Source organism: Bradyrhizobium sp. 2S1, from assembly GCF_011516625.5.
Lineage (GTDB): Bacteria > Pseudomonadota > Alphaproteobacteria > Rhizobiales > Xanthobacteraceae > Bradyrhizobium > Bradyrhizobium septentrionale.
The window spans coordinates 8,576,919-8,598,004 of record NZ_CP147717.1 but is presented as its reverse complement, the minus strand read 5'-3'; the positions used below and the strand labels follow the sequence as shown (position 1 = coordinate 8,598,004).

Annotated in this window: 19 protein-coding genes and 1 pseudogene; 12 read left to right on the top strand and 8 right to left on the bottom strand. The window is 65.7% G+C overall.

The features are described from left to right. Positions 1–82 precede the first annotated feature (82 nt). The 3 genes from HAP54_RS40685 to HAP54_RS40675 form a co-directional block, all read right to left on the bottom strand. On the bottom strand, positions 83–1,426 hold the full coding sequence (locus HAP54_RS40685) for an IS1380-like element ISBdi2 family transposase (RefSeq protein WP_166295177.1): 1,344 nt from the start codon (positions 1,424–1,426) through the stop codon (positions 83–85). A 94-nt stretch (positions 1,427–1,520) separates the two neighbouring features. After that, on the bottom strand, positions 1,521–1,850 hold the full coding sequence (locus tag HAP54_RS40680) for a hypothetical protein (protein ID WP_166296836.1): 330 nt from the start codon (positions 1,848–1,850) through the stop codon (positions 1,521–1,523). Between the two features lie 96 nt (positions 1,851–1,946). Beyond that, positions 1,947–2,873 carry an alpha/beta fold hydrolase gene (locus tag HAP54_RS40675; protein ID WP_166296834.1) on the bottom strand — a complete coding sequence of 309 codons (927 nt, stop codon included), beginning with the start codon at positions 2,871–2,873 and terminating at the stop codon, positions 1,947–1,949. A 146-nt stretch (positions 2,874–3,019) separates the two neighbouring features. Here HAP54_RS40675 and HAP54_RS40670 point away from each other — a divergent pair, with 146 nt between their 5' ends. The 4 genes and pseudogenes from HAP54_RS40670 to HAP54_RS40655 all read left to right on the top strand — a co-directional run bounded on the left by HAP54_RS40670 (position 3,020) and on the right by HAP54_RS40655 (position 7,816). Beyond that, positions 3,020–4,408 (top strand): class II 3-deoxy-7-phosphoheptulonate synthase, encoded by a 1,389-nt coding sequence (locus HAP54_RS40670; RefSeq protein ID WP_166296832.1) that lies wholly within the window; start codon positions 3,020–3,022, stop codon positions 4,406–4,408. A 29-nt stretch (positions 4,409–4,437) separates the two neighbouring features. Beyond that, positions 4,438–4,791: a diacylglycerol kinase gene (locus tag HAP54_RS40665; RefSeq protein ID WP_165123196.1), complete on the top strand. Its 354-nt coding sequence runs from the start codon at positions 4,438–4,440 to the stop codon at positions 4,789–4,791. Positions 4,792–4,913: 122 nt separating this feature from the next. Then, positions 4,914–5,977 (top strand): annotated as a pseudogene (locus HAP54_RS40660) (NAD(P)/FAD-dependent oxidoreductase). A gap of 87 nt (positions 5,978–6,064) precedes the next feature. Further along, entirely contained in the window at positions 6,065–7,816 is a 1,752-nt protein-coding gene (locus HAP54_RS40655) for an NAD+ synthase (protein WP_166296830.1), read from the top strand. Positions 7,817–8,013: 197 nt separating this feature from the next. On the opposite strand, the gene HAP54_RS40650 is transcribed toward HAP54_RS40655, so the two are convergent. After that, entirely contained in the window at positions 8,014–9,174 is a 1,161-nt protein-coding gene (locus HAP54_RS40650) for a DUF2865 domain-containing protein (protein ID WP_175619300.1), read from the bottom strand. A 149-nt stretch (positions 9,175–9,323) separates the two neighbouring features. Then, positions 9,324–9,632 carry a hypothetical protein gene (locus tag HAP54_RS40645; RefSeq protein ID WP_166306917.1) on the bottom strand — a complete coding sequence of 103 codons (309 nt, stop codon included), beginning with the start codon at positions 9,630–9,632 and terminating at the stop codon, positions 9,324–9,326. A 297-nt stretch (positions 9,633–9,929) separates the two neighbouring features. Here HAP54_RS40645 and cysS point away from each other — a divergent pair, with 297 nt between their 5' ends. The 4 genes from cysS to HAP54_RS40625 all read left to right on the top strand — a co-directional run bounded on the left by cysS (position 9,930) and on the right by HAP54_RS40625 (position 13,977). Beyond that, positions 9,930–11,345, top strand: coding sequence for a cysteine--tRNA ligase (gene cysS / locus HAP54_RS40640; protein WP_166296828.1), 1,416 nt, complete (start codon positions 9,930–9,932; stop codon positions 11,343–11,345). Beyond that, positions 11,342–11,848, top strand: a complete 507-nt coding sequence (locus tag HAP54_RS40635) for a GNAT family N-acetyltransferase (protein WP_166296826.1) — start codon at positions 11,342–11,344, stop codon at positions 11,846–11,848. Before cysS ends, HAP54_RS40635 begins: the two co-directional genes overlap by 4 nt. Next, positions 11,845–13,443, top strand: a complete 1,599-nt coding sequence (gene cimA, locus HAP54_RS40630) for a citramalate synthase (protein ID WP_166296824.1) — start codon at positions 11,845–11,847, stop codon at positions 13,441–13,443. Before HAP54_RS40635 ends, cimA begins: the two co-directional genes overlap by 4 nt. A 156-nt stretch (positions 13,444–13,599) precedes the next feature. After that, positions 13,600–13,977: a VOC family protein gene (locus HAP54_RS40625; RefSeq protein ID WP_166296823.1), complete on the top strand. Its 378-nt coding sequence runs from the start codon at positions 13,600–13,602 to the stop codon at positions 13,975–13,977. A 189-nt stretch (positions 13,978–14,166) separates the two neighbouring features. Here the strand turns inward: HAP54_RS40625 and HAP54_RS40620 are convergent, their stop codons facing one another. Beyond that, positions 14,167–14,772 (bottom strand): TIGR00730 family Rossman fold protein, encoded by a 606-nt coding sequence (locus tag HAP54_RS40620; protein ID WP_166296821.1) that lies wholly within the window; start codon positions 14,770–14,772, stop codon positions 14,167–14,169. A 261-nt stretch (positions 14,773–15,033) separates the two neighbouring features. On the opposite strand from HAP54_RS40620, the gene HAP54_RS40615 reads away from it, so the two are divergent. The 4 genes from HAP54_RS40615 (at position 15,034) to HAP54_RS40600 (ending at position 19,758) form a co-directional block, all read left to right on the top strand. Further along, the gene (locus HAP54_RS40615; protein WP_414646237.1) at positions 15,034–16,974 is read left to right on the top strand and encodes an ABCB family ABC transporter ATP-binding protein/permease; all 1,941 of its coding nucleotides are present in this window, start codon (positions 15,034–15,036) and stop codon (positions 16,972–16,974) included. A gap of 140 nt (positions 16,975–17,114) precedes the next feature. After that, positions 17,115–17,813, top strand: a complete 699-nt coding sequence (locus tag HAP54_RS40610; RefSeq protein WP_029078560.1) for a phosphatidylserine decarboxylase — start codon at positions 17,115–17,117, stop codon at positions 17,811–17,813. A 78-nt stretch (positions 17,814–17,891) separates the two neighbouring features. Then, complete coding sequence (pssA, locus tag HAP54_RS40605) at positions 17,892–18,770, top strand: CDP-diacylglycerol--serine O-phosphatidyltransferase (RefSeq protein WP_166306914.1); 879 nt, start codon at positions 17,892–17,894, stop codon at positions 18,768–18,770. Positions 18,771–19,038: 268 nt separating this feature from the next. Beyond that, positions 19,039–19,758 (top strand): RraA family protein, encoded by a 720-nt coding sequence (locus HAP54_RS40600; RefSeq protein WP_166296818.1) that lies wholly within the window; start codon positions 19,039–19,041, stop codon positions 19,756–19,758. Between the two features lie 63 nt (positions 19,759–19,821). On the opposite strand, the gene HAP54_RS40595 is transcribed toward HAP54_RS40600, so the two are convergent. Together HAP54_RS40595 and HAP54_RS40590 are read right to left on the bottom strand one after the other, a co-directional pair. Further along, positions 19,822–20,442 (bottom strand): TerC family protein, encoded by a 621-nt coding sequence (locus HAP54_RS40595; protein ID WP_166296816.1) that lies wholly within the window; start codon positions 20,440–20,442, stop codon positions 19,822–19,824. Positions 20,443–20,631: 189 nt separating this feature from the next. After that, the gene (locus tag HAP54_RS40590) at positions 20,632–20,913 is read right to left on the bottom strand and encodes a hypothetical protein (RefSeq protein ID WP_166296814.1); all 282 of its coding nucleotides are present in this window, start codon (positions 20,911–20,913) and stop codon (positions 20,632–20,634) included. Positions 20,914–21,086: the final 173 nt, after the last annotated feature.

Below are 21,086 nucleotides of genomic sequence, written 5' to 3'. Positions count from 1 at the left end.
GGCTTTTCACCGCCTGACGACCGGTACTTTGCAACGCGCTTGAGGTGTAGGTTGGGCGAACGGGGGGCGGACGCCCCGCCGGTCAAGGACCGAGCGGCAGCAGCGCGCTTGGCAAGCCGCGGATCAGGTCGGCTTCGGGACATGCCGCGGCAAACGCAAGGCGAATGCGGCTCGTGGTCTCGACGACACGGGCAGCGAGTTTCAAGAGACGAAGACGCAGCGTCGCGAACTCGGCTGTGGCCAATTCCCGGGCTTTGGGAATCGCGTCGCGCACGGTCAGCATCAGCCAATAAGCGGCGGTGTGGAGAACGAGGCGGACTTGATTGGCGAGCGCCGAACGGCAGCTGGTGCGATCGGAGGCGAGCTGTGTCTTATGCAGCTTGATCAGATTCTCGGCTTGGCCGCGCGCGCAATACAGGCTGTCGTAGATCCACTCGGCCGAGCCGACATCGAGGCTGGTGACGACGAAACGGATGTCGAGGCCGAGCATCGTCGCCTCAATACGGGCGACGGTACGCCGTTCGCGATCCCAGGACTTGGCCTTGTGGCGCGTCTCGGTATAGCCACGCAGAACCGGCAGGTTCTCGATGGCGCGTCGCGTGCGGATGTCGTCGGCGGCCTCGTCGAGTTTTCTGGCGAGCGGCTTGGTGCCGGACAGACCGAAGATGTAGTCGATGCCGTTGGTCTCGCACCACGCCATTGCCTCCGGCCGGGCATAGTGCCCGTCGCCACGGAACGTAATTCGCGTGTTGTGCCACCGCGTCCGGATATGCCGTATCAGGCGGCGCAGGTGGGCCCGCACCTCGACGCCGCCCGGCGTCTTGCCGGGCCGCAGCACGACCGCCACGGGCCGGCTCTTCTCCGTGTCGTAGACGTGGATCGGCAGGAAGCAGCGTTCGTCATAATGAGCGTTGAACAGCGAGAGCTGCTGATGGCCGTGGACGACATCGCAGGTATCATCGATGTCGAGCGTGACGGATGCCGGCTCGCGCGGGTAGCTATCCATCCATGCGTCGACCAAAGTGTAGGTCAGTCGGATCACGTCGCGCAGGCGCGGAGCATTCTCCAGCCGCGACAGCGTCGGTTGGGAACACAGATCGCGACCCGTGTCCGGCAGCCGTCCGCAGGCCAGCTTGAATGCGGGATCGGACCGCAGATGATCGAGGTCGTCGGCGTCCTCGTAGCCGCAGCAGATCGCGAACATGCGCGCGCGGAACATATCGACAAGGCTGTGCACGACCCGCGTCGGATCGCGCCGATCCGGGAACACCCGGGCCAAATTGTCGGCCAAGCCGAGACGCCGCTCGGCCATCGCCAGAAGCATCACGCCCCCGTTCGAGGTCAGCCGACCGCCATCGAAGGCAGCTGTGACTTTCTTGGCGTGAACGGCTGGAAACGAGAAGGGCAGAATCGTATCATCGGTCATGGCGGGCCTGGTGTTCGCGGCTGAAGGTGATGGGGTTGGCTTTGCAACCGAATCCTACGCCGCATCAGCGCTTTACACCACGCTCGCCAGCCTCTCAGGCGCACTCTGACGAATAAGACGGGTTAATAACCTGCGCGCCGCCCGGCGTGACCGCCCATGCCGCGCGGGCGCGCACTCGGATCGAGATCAGATCGGTTTGAAACGCGGTCTTGGTCGGCATCGCGACTACGCTGCCCGGACCAACGATGTCCAAGAGGCTTTCATCTTCAAAGTGGACCGTTGCTGTCTTGCTGGTCTCGATCTGGGGTGCGTCCTGGTAGCCTGACGCGACCGCAGCTGGCGCGAAGCAGGCCACCGTCTTTGCCGGGAGCCCCAGCGTGGAGAGAACCGGATGATCGAACTTCGGGCCGACCTTGGTTTTCATGATCGTCGCCTCACGCGGCGAGCAGACGAACACTGCACCAGAGGGATCTATATACGTCCTGGCTTTCGCCAGGACGACGGCGGAGAAACTTTGCGCCTACCCCTCCGCCTCGAGCCATTCCGCGGCGCCGCGCCACAGTGCGTCGCGGTGTTCGCTGCGGAAGAAGCCGAAATGGCCGATCGCCTTCGCGCCGGCATCCGCGGGGCGGATCGAGATGATCTCCGGCGTGGTCAAGGTGAATGCGGAGCACAGCAGCTCGACCGCCGGCCGCGTCGCCCAGGTGTCGTCGGTGATGCTGATGGCGCGGAGCTTGCCCTTGAACTTTGCAAAATTCTCGCGCGCGGCAAGCGTCGTGTCGTCGAGCAGATAGCGCTCGCGCATCACCCAGCTTGTCCATTGCTCGAACACGCCCCTCGGCAGGTCCATGCCGAGCCCGGCCCAGCCTGGCAGGTAGTCGAGCGTGCGCGTCAGCGGCAGGCCGATGCCGTTCATGAAGGCGACGACGCGATAGCGCTCGGGCGAGGCCATCAGCTTCCAGGTGGCGGCTTGAGAGGCGATCAGCAGTGCGCGCGGGATCTCGGCATTGTTCGGCAAGAGGCCGAGCGCCTGGCCGCCGAAGGAGTGGCCGACATAGGCAAACGGCAGGCCGCGGTAGCGCTCGCGCATCCAGCTCACGGCGGCGGTGGCATCGAGCGCGGCCCAGTCCGCCATCGTGGCCTTGAACCCGGCCTGCGATTTCGGCTTGTTGAGGCCGGTCGCCGCCATCGGCCGGCTATCGCCGGTGCCGCGGTAGTCGTAGGTCAGCACCGCCGCGCCGCGGCGGGCGAGGTAGCCGGCAAAGCCGCGATAGACTTTTCGGGACACGGCGGTCGCCGAATTGATAAGCACGGCGTGGCGCTTGGCACCGCGCGGCAGGAACAGCGTCGCGGCGAGCGAATAGCCGTCCGCGGCCGGCACGACGATGTCGTCGCTAAAAACGTCGTCAAGCGTGGCGGAGGCCACGGCGATTTCCCTGGCATTCATGGTATGGTCCAGCAAAGGCGAATCCGCATTTTCCTGCAAGAGTTTGACGGGATTGCAGGAATCCTTGTAGCGGGGGACCGGGCGGCTGTGTATAAGCCGGGCTTTCCCGTCGATTAAGTCGCGGTTTTTGCTCAGGAGTTGACCTCATGTCCGAGCGGTGGACACCCGATAGCTGGCGCGCCAAGAAGGTGTTGCAGGTGCCCGATTATCCCGATGCCAAGGCATTGGCCGATGTCGAGGCCCAGCTTGCAACCTTTCCGCCACTGGTGTTCGCGGGCGAGGCGCGCAGCCTGAAGAAGGCCCTGGGGCGGGTCGCCGCCGGCGAGGCCTTCCTGCTGCAGGGCGGCGACTGCGCCGAGAGCTTCGCCGAGCACGGCGCCAACAACATCCGCGACTTCTTCCGCGTCCTGCTGCAGATGGCGGTTGTGCTGACCTATGCCGGCGCGCTGCCGGTGGTGAAGGTCGGCCGCATCGCCGGCCAGTTCGCAAAGCCGCGCTCGTCGCCGACCGAGAAGCAGGGCGACGTCGAGCTGCCGAGCTATCGCGGCGACATCGTCAACGACATCGCCTTCACGCCGGAAGCCCGCATCCCCGACCCGCAGCGCCAGCTGATGGCCTACCGGCAGTCGGCCGCGACGCTGAACCTGCTGCGCGCCTTCGCCACCGGCGGCTTCGCCAATCTCGGCAGCGTGCATCAATGGATGCTCGGCTTCCTGAAGGATTCGCCGCAGTCCCGCCGCTACAAGGAGCTGGCCGACCGCATCTCCGATGCGCTGAACTTCATGCGCGCCTGCGGCCTCGATCTCGAAAGCCATCCCGAGCTGCGCGCCACCGATTTCTACACCAGCCATGAAGCGCTCTTGCTCGGCTACGAGCAGGCGATGACGCGGGTCGATTCCACCACCGGCGACTGGTACGCGACCTCCGGCCACATGATCTGGATCGGCGACCGCACCCGCCAGCTCGATCACGGCCATGTCGAATATTTCCGCGGCATCAAGAACCCGATCGGCCTGAAGTGCGGCCCGTCGCTGAAGCCGGACGAGCTGTTGAAGCTGATCGACATCCTCAACCCCGACAACGAGCCGGGACGGCTGACGCTGATCAACCGCTTCGGCGCCGACAAGGTCGGCGACCATCTGCCGGGCCTGATCCGCGCGGTGCAGCGGGAAGGGCGCGTCGTGGTGTGGTCGTGCGATCCGATGCACGGCAACACCATCACCTCGACCTCGGGCTACAAGACCCGGCCGTTCGACCGCGTGCTGTCGGAGGTGAAGTCGTTCTTCCAGGCCCATGCCGCTGAAGGCACCCATGCCGGCGGCGTGCATCTGGAGATGACCGGGCAGGACGTCACCGAATGCATCGGCGGCGCGCGCGCCATCACCGATGAGGATCTCAACGACCGCTACCACACGGTCTGCGATCCCCGTCTCAACGCCGAACAGTCGATCGATATGGCCTTCCTGATCGCCGAACTGCTGAAGCAGGAGCGTGCCGGCAAGGTCAAACCGATGCCGGCCGCTGCGGGGTTGTGATTTGGGGCAGGTGACTTGGGGACAGTGACTTGCTGAGGTTCTGGCGGGCCACCATCAACTCGCGCAACGGGCTGGCGTTCGCCATTCGCTCGGAGCAGGCGATTCGCGAGGAGGTGGTGGCGCTTGTGCTGTCGCTGCCGCTCGCCTGGCTGGTCGGCGCCACCGTGATGCGCCGGGTCGAGCTGGTCGCGACTGTGGTGCTGGTGCTGGTGATCGAGCTGCTCAACACCGCGATCGAGAAGCTCTCCGACCGCCTGACCATGGATCACGATCCGCAGATCGGCCGGGTCAAGGACATGGGCTCGGCCGCGGTCGGCGTCGCGCTGGTGATGGCCGGGGTGTTCTGGCTGTTCGCCCTCGCCGAGCGCATGGGGGCGTTCTGAGTCTGACCATGATCCGGAAAAGCAAAGCGTAGGAGGTCATCGTGAGCGCCAACAAGGCGATCAAGCTTGCGGTGATCGGACGCGGTCTGATCGGATCGGCGGCTGCGCGACATCTGGCCAAGATGGGCCACGACGTTGCACTGATCGGGCCCGATGAACCGGCGAATTTTTCGCAGCACAGCGGCGTCTTCGGCAGCCACTATGATGAGGGCCGCATCACGCGGACCTACGATCCGGGGCGTTCTGGCGACAGGCGAACCGCGCTACGATTTCGCGCTACGGCGAGATCTCGGCGGAAAGCGGTGTGGAATTCTACCGCGAAGCCGGCGCGCTTCACGTCGGCAACAGCCAAACCACCGATGTCGCTTCGGTCGGCACAATCTGCGCCGAGGACGGGATCGCTTGCGAAGAATATCGTGATGCGCGGCTCGCCGAGCGATTTCCGTATCTCAAATCAACCGCGGGAATGCAGGGCTTTTTCGAGCCGCGCAATGCCGGATACATCTCACCGCGCCGCCTGGTCCGGGCGCAGACGATCGCGGCGGAGCGGGCAGGCGCAGGGATCATCGACGAAGCTGCGCTGGGGATTTCGGAGAACGGCTCCGGCGTGACGATCCGGACGCGATCGGGCAGTGTGGAGGCCGAGCGCGTTCTCGTCGCGACAGGCGGGCATACAGAGTCGCTGCTCGGCCGCTCCCTGGGCTTCACGGTCTATGCGCGCACCGCGGCGCTGTTTCGGCTTGGCGCGGCGGAGGTACAGCGCCTCGCCGGAATGCCGTCGATGCGCTGTCTGGGGCCCAAGGGCGACAATCCCTATATCCTGCCGCCGATCCTCTATCCGGACGGCCAGACCTGGCTGAAGCTCGGCGGTGATCCGGTCGACATTGCGCTCGACAGCGAGGTCGACATCAAGGACTGGTTCCGATCGGGCGGATCGGTTGCCGTTGCTGATCACCTGCAAGGGCAAATCCTCGCCCGTATCAGCGACCTCACATTCGAAGAGCGCCGCGTGGTGCCTTGCATGACCACGTTTGGCGAGACGGGCCTGCCCTGCATCGGACCACTTTCGGAACGGGTGACGGTCGCATTCTGCTGCTACGGCAAGAGCGCGAAATGTTCGGACGAATTGGGCCGGTTGGGCGGCATGGCGCTGCTCGGCGAGGTCAGAGCCGAGCTTGCGCCCTGACCAGCCCCCGACATGGTGCGATTTCTGCAATCGCACCATGACCGGAAGGCGATTGAAGTTTGCCCTCGTGCGGGACAACATAAGAATATGAGCGAACAACAGATCAAGATCACCCTGGCGCAACTCAATCCGACGGTCGGTGACGTCACCGGCAACGCCGCGAAGGCCCGCGCCGCGCGCGAGAAGGCGAAGGCCGACGGCGCCGACCTCGTGGTGCTGTCGGAGCTGTTCGTCGCCGGCTATCCGCCGGAGGATCTGGTGCTCAAGCCGGCGTTCCAGTCGGCCTGCCGCGCCGCGATCGAGGAACTGGCGCGCGAGACCGCCGATGGCGGCCCGGCGATGCTGATCGGCACGCCCTGGGTCGAGGATGGCAAGCTCTACAATGCCTGCGCGCTGCTCGACGAGGGCCGCATCGCCGCGCTGCGTTTCAAGGCCAATCTGCCGAACTACGGCGTGTTCGACGAGAAGCGGCTGTTCGCGCGCGGCCCGGCATCGGGCCCGGTGACGGTGCGCGGCGTGCGCATCGGCGTGCCGATCTGCGAGGACATCTGGCTCGAGGAATCGGAGGAATACGAGAACGTCGTCGAGTGCCTGGCCGAAACCGGCGCCGAGATCCTGATCGTGCCGAACGGCTCGCCCTATGCCCGCGACAAGACTGATCTGCGGCTCTCGATCGTGGTGGCGCGCGTCACCGAGAGCGGGCTGCCGCTGATCTATCTCAACGAGATGGGCGGTCAGGACGAATTGATCTTCGACGGCGCCTCGTTCGCGCTGAATGCCGATCTCTCGGTGGCAGCGCAGCTGCCGGCGTTCGAGGAGAACATCACGACGCTGATCTGGCGCAAGACGCCGGACGGCTGGCGCTGCAACGGGCCGATCACGCCGCAGCTCGAGGGCGACAAGGCGGACTATGCGGCCTGTGTGCTCGGCCTGCGCGACTATGTCCGCAAGAACGGCTTTCCCGGCGTGCTGCTCGGCGTCTCCGGCGGTATCGACTCGGCGCTGTGCGCGGCGATCGCGGTCGATGCGCTCGGCGCCGACAAGGTGCGCGGCGTGATGCTGCCGTTCCGCTACACCGCGCAGGTCTCGCTCGACGATGCCGCCAAGCTCGCGACCGCGCTCGGCATCCGCTACGAGGTGCTGCCGATCGCCGATGCCGTGAACGGGTTCGAGGCGATTCTCGCGCCGGTATTCAAGGGGCTGGAGCGCGACATCACCGAGGAGAATCTGCAGGCGCGGGCCCGCGGCACGCTGTTGATGGCGATCTCCAACAAGACCGGCGCCATGGTGGTGACGACAGGCAACAAGTCGGAGATGTCGGTCGGCTACGCCACGCTGTACGGCGACATGAACGGCGGCTTCAACCCGATCAAGGACATCTACAAGACCGAGGTGTTCCGCCTGTCGAGCCTGCGCAATGCCTGGAAGCCGGACGGCGCACTGGGACCGTCGGGCGAGGTGATCCCGGTCAACATCATCATCCGGCCGCCGACCGCTGAATTGCGCGAGAACCAGACCGACCAGGATTCGCTGCCGCCCTACGACGTGCTGGATGCGATCCTCGAGCGGCTGGTGGAGCGCGAGGAGCCGCTTGCGACCATCATCGAAGCCGGCTTCGATCGCGACGTGGTGACCCGGGTCGATCGCCTGCTCAACATCGCCGAATACAAGCGTAGGCAGGCAGCACCAGGGGTGAAGGTGACGCGCAAGAATTTCGGCCGCGACCGCCGCTATCCCATCACCAACCGCTTCCGCGATTTCGGCCAGGCCTTGCCGGAGCCCGACAACAAGCTGGTGACGCGCACCTCGCGCGCGTCCGCCGAAGCGTTCGAGGGGTGAGCCTGCAACGAAACTCTTCTCCCTCTCCCGCTTGCGGGGGAGGGCGGGGTGGGGGTGTTGCCGCGAGTCAAATCCCCGATGCGGAGAAAGCCCCCACCCGTATCGCATCTTCGATGCGACACGACCTAAGAGCGAGCTTCGCTCGTCTCGACCCCCGCAAGCGGGAGAGGTGGAGCGAGTACGCGGATGGGCCGTCGTTACTTCTTCTGCGGAATGAAGGTCGGTCCGACGGTGCGGATCTGGCCGTCGCTCGCGGGCGCGGCCGGCGCCGTGGCGTCAGCGGCGGCGGGTTGCAGCGGCGCTGTCGCGGCCGGCGCGCCCTTCTTGCCGGCGGCGGCCTTGGTCTGAGCCCGCTGCTGCATCTTCCGCGCGCTCTCCTCGGTGACGATGATGTCACCCTGCTGCTCGGCGGATGCCTTGTCGTCGACGGCCTTCAGCGCCTCCGCCCAGCTCTGGCCGGCCGGCTTGCAGGAGCAGGACGGGTTGAACTCGGTGCGGTACTTGAAGGCGTTCGGCAGCGACGAGTAGGACTGGCCGTTGATCGAGACCGCCTGGTTGATGTCCTCGCCGGGATTCCGGTAGGTGAACAGGCTGGCTTCCGCGGCGGGGCACTGCGCCTTGCAGATTTGCTCGTCGGCGGCGAAGCGTGCCTGCGAGGTCGCGAACGAGATCGGGAAATAGGCGCCGTCGCAGGTGCGGACGCAGACGGTGCGGAAGGTGCCGGACTGTGCGCCATATTGCGCGTCGGGCGGGGGCAGCGGATTGGGATTGTTTTGGCCGCCGCCGAACAGGTTCTCGATGAAATTGCCGGGGCCGCGCGCGGCCGCGGCGTATTGCGGGCCGCAATTGTTCTGCGCGAGCGCGGTCAAGACCGAGCGGCGCTGGTTCTCGCGGTCGGCGCCGCCGAGTCCGCCGGAGCGCAGCCGCTCCAGATTCGAAGTGATCTGGTCGAGATTGGCGCGCATCTGCTGGATCTGGGTGTTGACCGGACCGCACTGCGCCGAGTTGTTATTGAACAGCGAAAAGAAGCCGGAACTGTCGCAGCCCATCCGCCGAGCCTGCGCTGTCACCCGATCGAGCTCGCCCTGCTGCCTTGTGGCCGCATCCTGATAGCGGCGGATTTGCTCGTCCTTGGCCGGATCGCCGGTGCCGCCGCCACGATCAATCGCCGCCAGCTGGCCTTCGAGCCGTCCGCACATCGGATTGGCTTGCGGATTTGCCTGCGCGCCCTGAGGGGCCGGGCCGGGCGGGCCCGGGGGCACCTGCGCGAATGCGCCCGTGGCGGGCAGGGCGATGCCGGCCAGCACGGCGCCGGTCAGAAGCCAGCGGGAGAAGCGAGAACAGGGGCTATTGGGCATATCCGGCCATTAAAACGACGCCGCGCGGCGATCAACGCCAAAGCGCGCGGCCAAGCCGCCTGCAATAGCCGTTTCTCGGGGCAGCGTCACGTCGTTTCCGGGGCGCCGGTGTGGCAATAACCCCGCTTGACCAGCGGCTTGCCGCGGCCTCAGCGCTGACAGGTGATGGCGACGTATTCGCCGCAGACATTGCCCGAGCATTTCTCGTTCGCAGCGTGCGGAACTGCGCCGGTGATCTCGTCCGGATCGACGCGGCGGTAATTGGTGGCCTGCGCAAAATCGCGTGACTGGCAATAGGCACGGGCGGCGGACGCACCGCAGCGGTCGCCGTGCGCCAGGCATTGGTCGATGCCGTAGCCGTCGGCCTGGTTGGCGATGATGAAAACGCGGCTGTCGGCCAATGCGGCCGAGGAGACAAGGACGAACGTGGAGGCAATCAATGCTGAAATGGGCCGCATGGTGCACCAGTGAAATGGCGGGGAATCCGCTGGCCCTTCCGATACGCCCAAATGCTTAATAATGATTAACCATGAGGGCGTTGGCGTGATTTTGGCCCGCCCCGGGCGCTGCAAATCGCCCGAAAACAGCCCCTTGACGCCATGCAGGGGGCATGAGACAGGATGGAACCATGAACGGCCACCTCGCCATCTGCAGCATTTGCCGCGAGATTATTAGCTAGCGATTCGCTGGCTGAGGCCGTCTTTTCTCAATCACCCTGAGATGATCGGACGCCCGGCCGCGAGGACAGGTGATCCATGGAATTGCGCCTTTACGATACGTTGACCCGGGAGAAGCGGCCGTTCGTGCCGCTCGATGCCAATAACGTCCGCATGTATGCCTGCGGACCGACGGTCTATGACTTCGCCCATATCGGCAACGGCCGCGCCGCTGTCGTTTTCGACGTGCTGTTTCGCATGCTGCGCCATCGCTATGGCGCCGGCCACGTGACCTATGTCCGGAACGTCACCGACGTCGACGACAAGATCAACGTCCGTGCCGCGCGGGATTATCCCGGCGTGCCGCTGAACGAGGCGATCCGCAAGGTCACCGAGCAGACCTATCAGCAATACCAGGACGACGTCACGGCGCTGGGCTGCTTGCCGCCCACGGTGCAGCCGCGCGCCACCGAGCACATCCCGGAGATGCGCGCGATCATCGAGAGACTGGTCGCCGGCGGCTTTGCCTATGTCGCCGAGGATCACGTGCTGTTCTCGCCGCAGGCTATGAACGCGGCCAATTCGGAGCTGCCGCGCTACGGTGCGCTGTCGAAGCGTTCGCTCGACGAGATGATCGCCGGCGCCCGCGTCGACGTTGCGCCCTACAAGCGCGACAACACCGACTTCGTGCTGTGGAAACCGTCGAAGCCGGGCGAGCCGTCATGGCCGTCGCCGGCAGGCATCGCGGTCGAGGGCCGGCCCGGCTGGCACATCGAGTGCTCAGCGATGGCCTGGAAGCATCTCGGCGAGAAGTTCGACATCCATGGCGGTGGCATCGACCTGGTGTTCCCGCACCATGAGAACGAGCTCGCGCAGACCTGCTGCGCGTTCAACTCCGACCGCATGGCCAATGTCTGGATGCACAACGGCTTCCTGCAGATCGAAAGCGAGAAGATGTCGAAGTCGCTCGGCAACTTCTTCACGATCCGCGATCTCCTGGCTGATTGGCCGGGCGAAGTGCTGCGGCTCAGCATGCTGCGGACGCATTACCGCTCGCCGCTCGACTGGACGCTGAAGAGCGCGGAAGAAGCCGCGCGAACGCTCGATGACTGGTACGCGGTCGCGGCCGACGCCGAGCCCGGCGCGCCGTCGCCGGCGATGGTCGAGGCGCTTTACGACGACCTCAACACGGCGCAGGCAATCGCCGTGCTGCACGGCCTGCGCAATGCCGCGTCGGCCAGCGAGCAGAGCCGCAAGGAATTTGCCGGTTCGCTACGGCTGCTCGGCTTCCTGTCGGAGAGCGCGGCCGCGTGGGAGGGGCGCAAGCAGCAGGCGAGCGGCGTCGATGCTGCCGCGGTCGAGGCGTTGATCGCCGAGCGCGCTGCGGCGCGCGCGCGCAAGGACTTCAAGGAGTCCGATCGGATTCGCGATCTGCTCGCCTCGATGGGCGTGGTGATCAAGGACGGCAAGGACGCCGACGGCAAACCGGTGACTACCTGGGAGGTTGCGCGATGAGCCGTTCCGCACCCGCATTGCGCCCGTACCTGCCCGACGACGCGCCGCTGCTGGCGGCGATCTTCACCGCCTCGATCATGGATCTGACCGGCGACGATTACAGCGAGGCGCAGCAGGAAGCCTGGGCGGGGGCCGCCGACGACGAGGAGGCCTTCGGCAAGAAGCTCGCCGGCCAGCTGACGCTGATCGCGACATTGCAGGGCGCGCCGGTCGGCTTCGCTTCGCTGAAGGGGGCCGATCACATCGACATGCTCTATGTGCATCCGAGCGCGGTGGGGCAGGGTGCAGGCAGCGCGCTGTGCGACGCGCTGGAGAAGATCGCGAGCGCCCGCGGTACCAAGGCCCTGAAGGTCGATGCCAGCGACACCGCGCTGGAGTTCTTCCGCAAGCGCGGCTACGTCGCGCAGCAGCGCAATACAGTCACCGTCAACGACGAATGGCTCGCCAACACTACGATGCAGAAGACGCTCGACGGTGTCGCGACCCCGGAAGGCCACGCATGAGCCGCGAACGCCTCTATCTGTTCGACACCACGCTGCGCGACGGCGCGCAGACCAACGGCGTCGATTTCACGCTGCAGGACAAGCAGGTGATCGCGGCGATGCTCGATCAGCTCGGCATCGACTATGTCGAGGGCGGCTATCCCGGCGCCAATCCGACCGATAGCGAGTTCTTCAGCAAGAAGCCCGCTTTCGACCATGCGCGCTTCACCGCCTTCGGCATGACGCGGCGGCCGGGCCGCTCGGCGTCGAACGATCCGGGGCTCGCCGCCATCCTCGCGGCCAGGGCGGATGCGATCTGCTTCGTCGCAAAATCCTCCGCCTACCAGGTCCGCGTCGCGCTCGAGACCACCAATGAGGAGAACCTCGCCTCGATCCGCGACAGCGTCGCCGCGGCCAAGGCACTCGGCCGCGAGGTGATGGTCGACTGCGAGCATTTCTTCGACGGCTACAAGGAGAATCGCGACTACGCGCTCGCCTGCGCCAAAGCGGCCTATGAGGCCGGCGCGCGCTGGGTGGTGCTGTGCGATACCAATGGCGGCACCATGCCGCATGAGGTCGAGACCATCGTCGGCGACGTGATCAAGCATGTGCCGGGCGCGAACCTTGGCATCCATGCGCATAATGATACCGAGCAGGCGGTGGCCAATTCGCTCGCCGCGGTGCGCGCCGGCGCGCGGCAGATCCAGGGCACCCTCAACGGCCTCGGCGAGCGCTGCGGCAACGCCAATCTCTGCTCGCTGATCCCGACCTTGAAGCTGAAGCTGGAGTTTGCCGAGAAGTTCGAGATCGGCGTCACCACGGAGAAGATGGCGACGCTGATGAAGGTGTCGCGCACGCTCGACGACATGCTGAACCGCGCTCCCAATCGCCACGCGGCCTATGTCGGCGAGAGCGCCTTCGTCACCAAGACCGGCATCCATGCCTCCGCGGTCATGAAAGATCCGCAGACTTACGAGCACGTGCTGCCGGACTTGGTCGGCAACCACCGCAAGGTGCTGGTCTCGGATCAGGCCGGCCGCTCCAACGTGATGGCCGAGCTCGACCGCGCCGGCATCGTCTATGACAAGGGCGACCCGCGGCTGACGCGTCTGGTCGAGGAGCTGAAGGAGCGCGAGGCCGCGGGCTTCGCCTATGAATCCGCCAACGCCTCGTTCGAGCTCCTGGCGCGGCGCACGCTCGGCAAGGTGCCGGAGTATTTCAAGGTCGAGCAGTTCGACGTCAATGTCGAGCAGCGCTACAACGCCAACGGCCAGCGCGTCACGGTCGCGCTCGCGGTGGTGAAGGTCGACGTCGACGGCGAGCGGCTGATCTCGGCCGCCGAAGGCAACGGTCCGGTCAATGCGCTCGACGTGGCGCTGCGCAAGGATCTCGGCAAGTACCAGAAATACATCGACGGGCTGAAGCTGATCGATTACCGCGTGCGTATCCTCAATGGCGGCTCCGAGGCGGTCACGCGCGTGCTGATCGAGAGCGAGGACGAGACCGGTGACAGCTGGACCACGGTCGGCGTGTCGCCCAACATCATCGACGCCTCGTTCCAGGCGCTGATGGATTCGTTGGTCTACAAGCTGGTGAAGTCGGGCGCGCCGGTGTGAGTGGCTAGGCCGTTATTCCGGGGCGCGTCGACGACGCGAACTATGGTGCGCAATTGCGCACCTGAGAATCTCGAGATTCTCAGATGTGCAATTGCACATCATAGTTCGATGCCTCGCATCGCCCCGGAATGGCAGCATAACGAGAAGGGCGCTTGCATGATCGACCACGTCTCCGTCGGCGTCCACGATCTCGAACGCGCCGCGCGGTTCTATGAACCGACGCTGGCCGCGCTCGGCCTGACCCGTCTGGTCACGCGGCCGGCAACGATCGGCTTCGGCAAGGCCTATCCCGAATTCTGGATCAATCTGCGCGCCGCCATGGCACCCGTGCCGCATGAGAGCGGCAGCCATATCTGCCTGCGCGCCAAGACCACCGCCGAGGTCGATGCCTTCCATGCCGCCGCGTTGGCCTCCGGCGGCTTATCCGATGGCGCCCCTGGCCTGCGCCCGCACGACCGCGTGCGCTACTACGCCGCCTTCGTCCTCGACCCGGACGGCAATCGCATCGAGGCCGTGACGTTTCCGAGCGAGTAGGGTGCGGCTTTCCGCCAGGTCGCGATGTTGCCAAACGCGTCATCCTGAGGTGCGAGCCCTTGCGAGCCTCGAAGGATGCACGGCCCGGCTGGTGGCCGATTCATCCTTCGAGGCTCGCCGAAGAGGCCTCGCACCTCAGAATGACGGTGAGAGGGCTGTGCAAGCCGGCACAGCTCGAAAACTTCTCGCCTACAGCCGCCGCGCCACTTCCGGCGCGAGTTCCTTCGCGGCTTCCGGTGTGCGCGCCACCGCCGAGCGCAGCCGCGGCAGGATGTCGTCGACGCGGTCGGCCATCAGGACGTTGATCGGCAGCGTCGCGCGGATGAATTCGGTCGTGCGCATGTGGCTCAGCAGCGAGAGCAGGGGTTCCCAGAAGCCATCAATATTGGCGAGCAGGATCGGCTTGTGGTGACGGCCGAGTTGCTGCCAGGTCAATTGCTCGACCAGCTCCTCCAGCGTGCCGATGCCGCCGGGCAGCGCCACGAACGCGTCCGAACGTTCGAACATCAGGCGTTTGCGCTCATGCATGTCGGGTGTGACGATCATCTCCTGAACCGAGGTCAGCGCGTTCTCGCGCGCGCGCAGGAATTCGGGAATGATGCCGGTGACGGAGCCGCCATGGTCGAGGGTGGATTTTGCCACCGCGCCCATCAGGCCGATCGAACCGCCGCCATAGACCAGGCGCACGTTGTTTTCGGCAAAGCTCTTGCCGAGCGCGACGGCAGCTTCGATGAAGCGGGGATTGTTACCGGGGCCGGAGCCGCAATAAACACAGACAGTCTTGATTTGGTTCATACGTTCCTTGTGGCACTGCAGCGTAAACAGGGTCAAGACTCGCATATGGGGATTGTGGGCCAAAAAACCCCGTAAATTCCCGCGAATCGCGAACAAATTTCGCCATAAGCCTGTACGTGACATTCAAACGATCTATATGACGAGCACAATGGCAAATCGTGGAAAAGCTGTGGCAGCGGACCGCCGCGCCGCGAACGCGCGGGCGGGCTCCTGATGGTGCCGCCGCAACCGAATGTGACCGCTGCTGCGCCGCCCGCGGCCATGGCGCCGGCCGTCGAGAAGGGGACGCTGCTCGGCACCCTCGTACATCTCTGGCCCTATATCTGGCCGGGCGATCGCGCCGATCTGAAGACGCGCGTGGTCTGGTCGGTGGTGCTGCTGCTGTTCGCCAAGCTCGCGACGCTGTCGGTGCCGTTCACCTTCAAATGGGCGATCGATGCGCTGAACGGCACGGGCTCGGCGCCGGTCGCGCCGTCGAACTGGGTGGTGTGGCTGATCGCCTCTCCGGTGCTGATGACGATCAGCTACGGCGCGGTGCGCATCATCATGGCGGTGCTGACGCAGTGGCGCGACGGCATCTTCGCCCGTGTCGCGATGCACGCGGTGCGGCGGCTCGCCTACATCACCTTCGTGCACATGCACGAATTGTCGCTGCGCTTCCATCTCGAGCGCAAGACCGGCGGCCTGACCCGCGTGCTGGAGCGCGGCCGCTCCGGCATCGAGACCATCGTGCGGATGGTGATCCTGCAGCTGATCCCGACCATCGTCGAGGTCGCGCTGCTGGCTGCGGTGCTGCTCTGGCAGTTCGACTGGCGCTACGTGCTCGCCGTACTGCTCACCGTCGTGGTGTTCATGTACTTCACCTACATCGCGACCGAGTGGCGGATCGAGATCCGCCGCAAGATGAACGATTCCGATACCGAGGCGAACACCAAGGCGATCGACTCGCTGCTCAACTACGAGACGGTGAAGTATTTCGGCGCCGAGGAGCGCGAGGCCAGCCGCTACGACCGCTCGATGGAGCGCTACGAGCAGGCCAGCGTGAAGACCTATACCTCGCTTGCGGTGCTCAACACCGGGCAGGCGATCATCTTCACCGCGGGCCTGACCGCGACCATGCTGATGTGCGCGTTCGGCATCCGCAACGGCACCCACACCGTCGGCGATTTCGTGCTGATCAATTCGATGATGATCCAGCTCTACCAGCCCTTGAATTTCATGGGCATGGTCTATCGCGAGATCAAGCAGGCGATCATCGACATCGAGAAGATGTTCGATGTGCTGGAGCGCAATCCCGAGGTCAAGGACGTGCCGGGCGCGAAGCCGCTCACGGTGTCCTCCGGCAGCGTGCGCTTCGAGGATGTCCGCTTCGCCTACGAGCCCGACCGGGCGATCCTTAAAGGTCTGAGCTTCGAGGTGCCGGCCGGCAAGACGGTCGCGATCGTCGGTCCCTCCGGCGCCGGCAAGTCGACGATCTCGCGGCTGCTGTTCCGGCTCTACGACGTTTCGAGCGGCCGGATCCTGATCGACGGGCAGGACATCAGGAACGTGACGCAGGCCTCGCTGCGATCGGCGATCGGCATGGTGCCGCAGGACACCGTGCTGTTCAACGACACCATCCGCTACAACATCCGCTATGGCCGCTGGGACGCCAGCAATGAGGAGGTCGAGGAGGCGGCACGGCTGGCGCAGATCGACGGCTTCATCCGGATGTCGCCGCAGGGCTATGAGACCCAGGTCGGTGAGCGCGGCTTGAAGCTCTCCGGCGGCGAGAAGCAGCGCGTCGCGATCGCGCGCACGGTGCTGAAGGCGCCGCCGATCCTGGTGCTGGACGAGGCGACGTCTGCGCTCGACAGCCACACCGAGCACGAGATCCAGGGCGCGCTGGAGCGGGTCTCGCGCAACCGCACCTCTCTGGTGATCGCGCATCGGCTCTCGACCATCGTCGGCGCCGACGAGATCATCGTGCTGGACCAGGGCCGGATCGCCGAGCGCGGCACCCATGCGCGGCTTTTGGCCGGCGGCGGCCTCTACGCCAGCATGTGGAACCGGCAGCGCGAGGCCGAGGAGGCCCGCGAACGGCTCGCCCAGGTCGACGACGATGGCCCGGCGCCGAATCGCCTGCCGCCGCCGGTCACCGAATCCTCTGACGATTCCACCCCGGTTGCGGGTGAGAAGCCCTTGCCGACCGCCGCGGAATAGTCGATTTAGGGCATGATCCGGAAAAGTGCGAAGCGATTTTCCGAAAGATCATGCTTAAACAACCAACTAAAGCGCGATGATCCCATCGCGCTTTAGGGCCTCTCCCGCCAAACCGGGCGGGGAAACGCAAGCGAGCTTTGATGTCGATCGCGAATTCCATCCGCGCGCAGATCCCGCCGATCCACCCCGAGGGCTATCCCTTCATCGGCGGCTTCGCGCTGGCGAGCCTGATCCTGTTCTGGATCTGGACCCCGCTCGGCTGGATCGGGACGCTGCTCACGGTCTGGTGCGCGCTGTTCTTCCGCGATCCCGTCCGCGTGACGCCGCTGCGCGACGGCATCGTGGTGTCGCCAGCCGATGGCCGCGTCTCGATGGTGGTGCAGGCGCTGCCGCCGGCCGAGCTCGGCCTCGGCGACAAGCCTTTGCCGCGCGTCTCGGTCTTCATGAGCGTGTTCAACTGCCATGTGAACCGTAGCCCGGTGGTCGGCCGCATCGACCGCATCGCCTATCGCCCCGGCGCGTTCATCAATGCCGAGCTCGACAAGGCGAGCGAGGACAATGAGCGTAATTCGCTTGTCATCTCGACCGCCAACGGGCGCATCGGCGTGGTCCAGATCGCGGGCCTGGTGGCGCGCCGCATCGTCTGCTTCGTCAAGGAAGGCCAGTCGATCGGCGCCGGCGAGCGCTTCGGCCTGATCCGCTTCGGCTCGCGGCTCGACGTCTATCTGCCCGAGGGCACCAAGGCTTTGGTCTCCGAGGGCCAGACCGCGGTTGCCGGCGAAACGATCTTGGCGGATTTCCGCGGCGCCGATCCGGGCCGCACCTACCGCGCCGATTAACTCTGTTTCGCCCGCTCAATCGGCCGGTTCCGGCCGCGATGGCGGAGCCGGGCCATGCTTGCTATATTACCAAGCATGATGCCATCCGATCCCAATTCCACCGAGTTTCGCCGCCGGCGGTTCCGCCCAATTCCGGTGCGGATGCTGGTCCCGAACATGATCACGCTGCTGGCGATCTGCGCCGGCCTCACCGCGATCCGGCTGTCGACGGAAGGGCGGATGGAGCTTGCGGTCGCCGCCATCGTGTTCGCCGCGATCCTCGACGGCATCGACGGCCGCGTCGCGCGCCTGATCAAGGGCCAGTCGAAATTCGGCGCCGAGCTCGACAGCCTGGCTGACTTCGTCAATTTCGGCGTCGCGCCGGGCCTGATCCTGTATTTCTGGACGTTGCACGAGCTGAACAATGGCGGCTGGATCGCCGCGATGGTGTTTGCGATCTCCGGCGGCCTGCGGCTGGCGCGCTTCAACGCCTCGATCGACGATCCGAACAAGCCGGCCTTCGCCGCCAATTATTTCACCGGCATACCGGCGCCGGCCGGCGCGATCACCGTGCTGCTGCCGATCTATCTCGCCTTCCTCGGCGTGCCGATGCCGCCGGCGACGCTGACCGCGTTCTACACGCTCTTGATAGCGTTCCTGATGGTATCGCGGCTGCCGGTGTTCTCCGGCAAGACCGTGAAGATGCGCGTGCCGCCGGAGATGGTGCTGCCGGTGTTCGTCGCCGTGGTGTTCTTCGTCGCGCTGCTGATCGGCTATCCCTGGCACATCCTGTCGGCCGGCTCGGTGCTGTATCTGATCAGCCTGCCCTGGGGCTGGAAGTCCTATCGCGACCAGGAGCGCAGCCTCGCCGCGCAGACGCAGGCGGCGAGTGCAGCCGCGCCGGCATCGGCTGCCGCGCCCTACGCGGCACCGACCGCGGAGAGTGACCGGGACGATCGTCCGACGCATTTGCACTGACACATCTGCCTGACCCGTCATCCCCGCGCAAAGGCTTCGCCTTTGACGCTGGAGGAGCGCGTAGCGCGTCTCGAAGGATGCACGGCCACACTGGGGCCGTCGACCCTTCGAGACGGCCGCTGTGCGGCCTCCTCAGGGTGACGGTGATGAAGTTCGTTCGCGCTCTCCCAAATATCAGCCATGAGCGTGGCTCGGTTGGGTTCGCCGCCGATCTCGGCTATAGGCCTAAGACCGGCCAGCGAACGCCAAAAATCAGGAGAGAAACGCCGTGACGACATCCGCTTCCGCCCCGCTTCCTGCCTCCGTCCTTGAAGCGTTGGCGCGCTACGACACGCCGACGATCTGCAACGCGATGGAGATCGTCGCGCCGGAGCGCCGTCTGATCGGCTACACGGTGAAGCCGCTGGTCTGCCCGTTCCCGACGCTGCCGCCGATCGTCGGCTATGCGCGCACGGTCGCGATCCGCTCGGTGCTGAAGTCCGGCCTCTCGGCCGAGGAGCAGTCGAAGCGCCGCATCGAATACTACGAATATGTCGGCACCGGCTTCGGTCCGCGCATCTCGGTGATCCAGGATATCGACGGGCCCGACGTCGGCTACGGCGCGTTCTGGGGCGAGGTGCAGACCGCCGTGCACAAGGCGCTCGGCTGCCTCGGCGTCATCACCGACGGCTCGATCCGCGACATCCCGCAATGGGCCCCTGGCTTCCAGGCGCTGGCCGGCTCGATCGGCACGTCGCACGCCTGGGTGCATGCCGAGAGCTTCGGCGGCGAGGTCCGCGTCGCCGGCATGACGGTTCGCTCCGACGATCTGATCCACGCCGACAGCCACGGCGCGATCGTGATCCCCTACGAGGTCGCGGCCAAGCTGCCGGAAGCCGCCGAGCTCTGCGGCCGCCGCGAGACGCCGATCCTGGACATCGCGCGCTCCAAGGATTTCACGCTGGAGAAGCTGAAGGAAGCGCTGAAGCGCTCGGCGGAAATTCACTGAGGCGGCATGCGCTGTCGATTTGCGGAACGGCGGGCCGTGAGGCCCGCCGTTCTGCTTTCATGGTCACGCCGGCGCGACCTTGGCGATCTCGGACGCGCCGCGCACCGTCATGTCGATGGCGACATAGAGGATCACGGCCAGGCCGACATAGGCGATCCAGCGATGGTTCTGCAGCAGTTTTGCGATGAAGCTGGCGGCCGCGCCCATCATCGCGATCGAGAGCGCCAGCCCGAACACCAGCACGATCGGCTGCTCGCGCGCCGCACCTGCCACGGCCAACACGTTGTCGAGCGACATCGAGACGTCGGCGACGATGATCTGGGTCGTCGCCTGCAGCAGCGTCTTACGTGGCGTCTCGGTCCCGTCGGCGCCATGCACGGCCGTCGCCTCGTGTTCGGTGGCGCGCAGCTCGCGCCACATCTTCCAGCACACCCAGAGCAGCAGGATGCCGCCGGCCAATAGCAGGCCGACGATCTGCATCAGTTGTGTGGTGACAAGGGCGAACAGGATGCGCAGCAGCGTGGCGGCGCCGATGCCGATCAGGATCGCCTTGCCGCGTTGCTTCTGCGGCAGGCCGGCCGCGGCAAGGCCGATCACGACGGCGTTGTCGCCGGCCAGCACGAGGTCGATGACGACGACTTGCAGCAATGCGCTGAGGGCGTCGAGTGAAAACAGGTCGGACATGGATCATGCTCCCCTTGAGGTCGGGGAGTGGACCGGTTCGACGACGCCGGCTGTTGCCGTCATGCGGACGGAAAATCCGCCACGACGCTGGTCACGTCGTGGGTCGAAGCAGGGCCACTCCAACTGAGTTCCAGTCCGACATCGCAGCTTGTGGCTGCCAGAGGGGCCCGGCCTGGGATTACGGTCGCGTTACCGACGCAGCGCGGCCTGTTCCTCGAAGAACAGCGCCGCCTGATCCGGCTCGCCGAGGATCGCCGCCGCGCACCCCATGAAGGTGAACGCGCCGGCAAAATCCCACAGCGTGAGGTTCGCCGCGCTGCTGCGCACGTGGATCACGCACGCGGCCATCGCGGCAATGGCTGCCTCGGCGAACAACAACAGGCTGAGCGCGGGCAGCACGAGTGCGGGCTCAACCAGGCGGACCGTCAGGATGATCGGCAGCGCGGTGAGCACGCCGAACAGCAGGAGCATGCCGTACGGCTCCAGCGAGGGAGCCCTTCGCAAAATCCGGTCTGGAATGGTCGAGGACATTTCGATCCCTGCCGACCTTTGCCGATCCTGGCCTTGTCGTTCATCTCAACGATATCAGAATGCATTCACCTTGACGCGCGGCGCGGCGCCGCGCGTCGGCAGGTCGCGCGACA

Excerpts from the sequence above, each read along its gene's own strand:
- HAP54_RS40685 (WP_166295177.1), bottom strand. The coding sequence starts at position 1,426 with ATGACCGATGATACGATTCTGCCCTTCTCGTTTCCAGCCGTTCACGCC.
- HAP54_RS40680 (WP_166296836.1), bottom strand. The coding sequence starts at position 1,850 with ATGAAAACCAAGGTCGGCCCGAAGTTCGATCATCCGGTTCTCTCCACG.
- HAP54_RS40675 (WP_166296834.1), bottom strand. The coding sequence starts at position 2,873 with ATGAATGCCAGGGAAATCGCCGTGGCCTCCGCCACGCTTGACGACGTT.
- HAP54_RS40670 (WP_166296832.1), top strand. The coding sequence starts at position 3,020 with ATGTCCGAGCGGTGGACACCCGATAGCTGGCGCGCCAAGAAGGTGTTG.
- HAP54_RS40655 (WP_166296830.1), top strand. The coding sequence starts at position 6,065 with ATGAGCGAACAACAGATCAAGATCACCCTGGCGCAACTCAATCCGACG.
- HAP54_RS40650 (WP_175619300.1), bottom strand. The coding sequence starts at position 9,174 with ATGCCCAATAGCCCCTGTTCTCGCTTCTCCCGCTGGCTTCTGACCGGC.
- HAP54_RS40645 (WP_166306917.1), bottom strand. The coding sequence starts at position 9,632 with ATGCGGCCCATTTCAGCATTGATTGCCTCCACGTTCGTCCTTGTCTCC.
- cysS (WP_166296828.1), top strand. The coding sequence starts at position 9,930 with ATGGAATTGCGCCTTTACGATACGTTGACCCGGGAGAAGCGGCCGTTC.
- HAP54_RS40635 (WP_166296826.1), top strand. The coding sequence starts at position 11,342 with ATGAGCCGTTCCGCACCCGCATTGCGCCCGTACCTGCCCGACGACGCG.
- cimA (WP_166296824.1), top strand. The coding sequence starts at position 11,845 with ATGAGCCGCGAACGCCTCTATCTGTTCGACACCACGCTGCGCGACGGC.
- HAP54_RS40625 (WP_166296823.1), top strand. The coding sequence starts at position 13,600 with ATGATCGACCACGTCTCCGTCGGCGTCCACGATCTCGAACGCGCCGCG.
- HAP54_RS40620 (WP_166296821.1), bottom strand. The coding sequence starts at position 14,772 with ATGAACCAAATCAAGACTGTCTGTGTTTATTGCGGCTCCGGCCCCGGT.
- HAP54_RS40615 (WP_414646237.1), top strand. The coding sequence starts at position 15,034 with ATGGCGCCGGCCGTCGAGAAGGGGACGCTGCTCGGCACCCTCGTACAT.
- HAP54_RS40610 (WP_029078560.1), top strand. The coding sequence starts at position 17,115 with ATGTCGATCGCGAATTCCATCCGCGCGCAGATCCCGCCGATCCACCCC.
- pssA (WP_166306914.1), top strand. The coding sequence starts at position 17,892 with ATGCCATCCGATCCCAATTCCACCGAGTTTCGCCGCCGGCGGTTCCGC.
- HAP54_RS40595 (WP_166296816.1), bottom strand. The coding sequence starts at position 20,442 with ATGTCCGACCTGTTTTCACTCGACGCCCTCAGCGCATTGCTGCAAGTC.
- HAP54_RS40590 (WP_166296814.1), bottom strand. The coding sequence starts at position 20,913 with ATGCTCCTGCTGTTCGGCGTGCTCACCGCGCTGCCGATCATCCTGACG.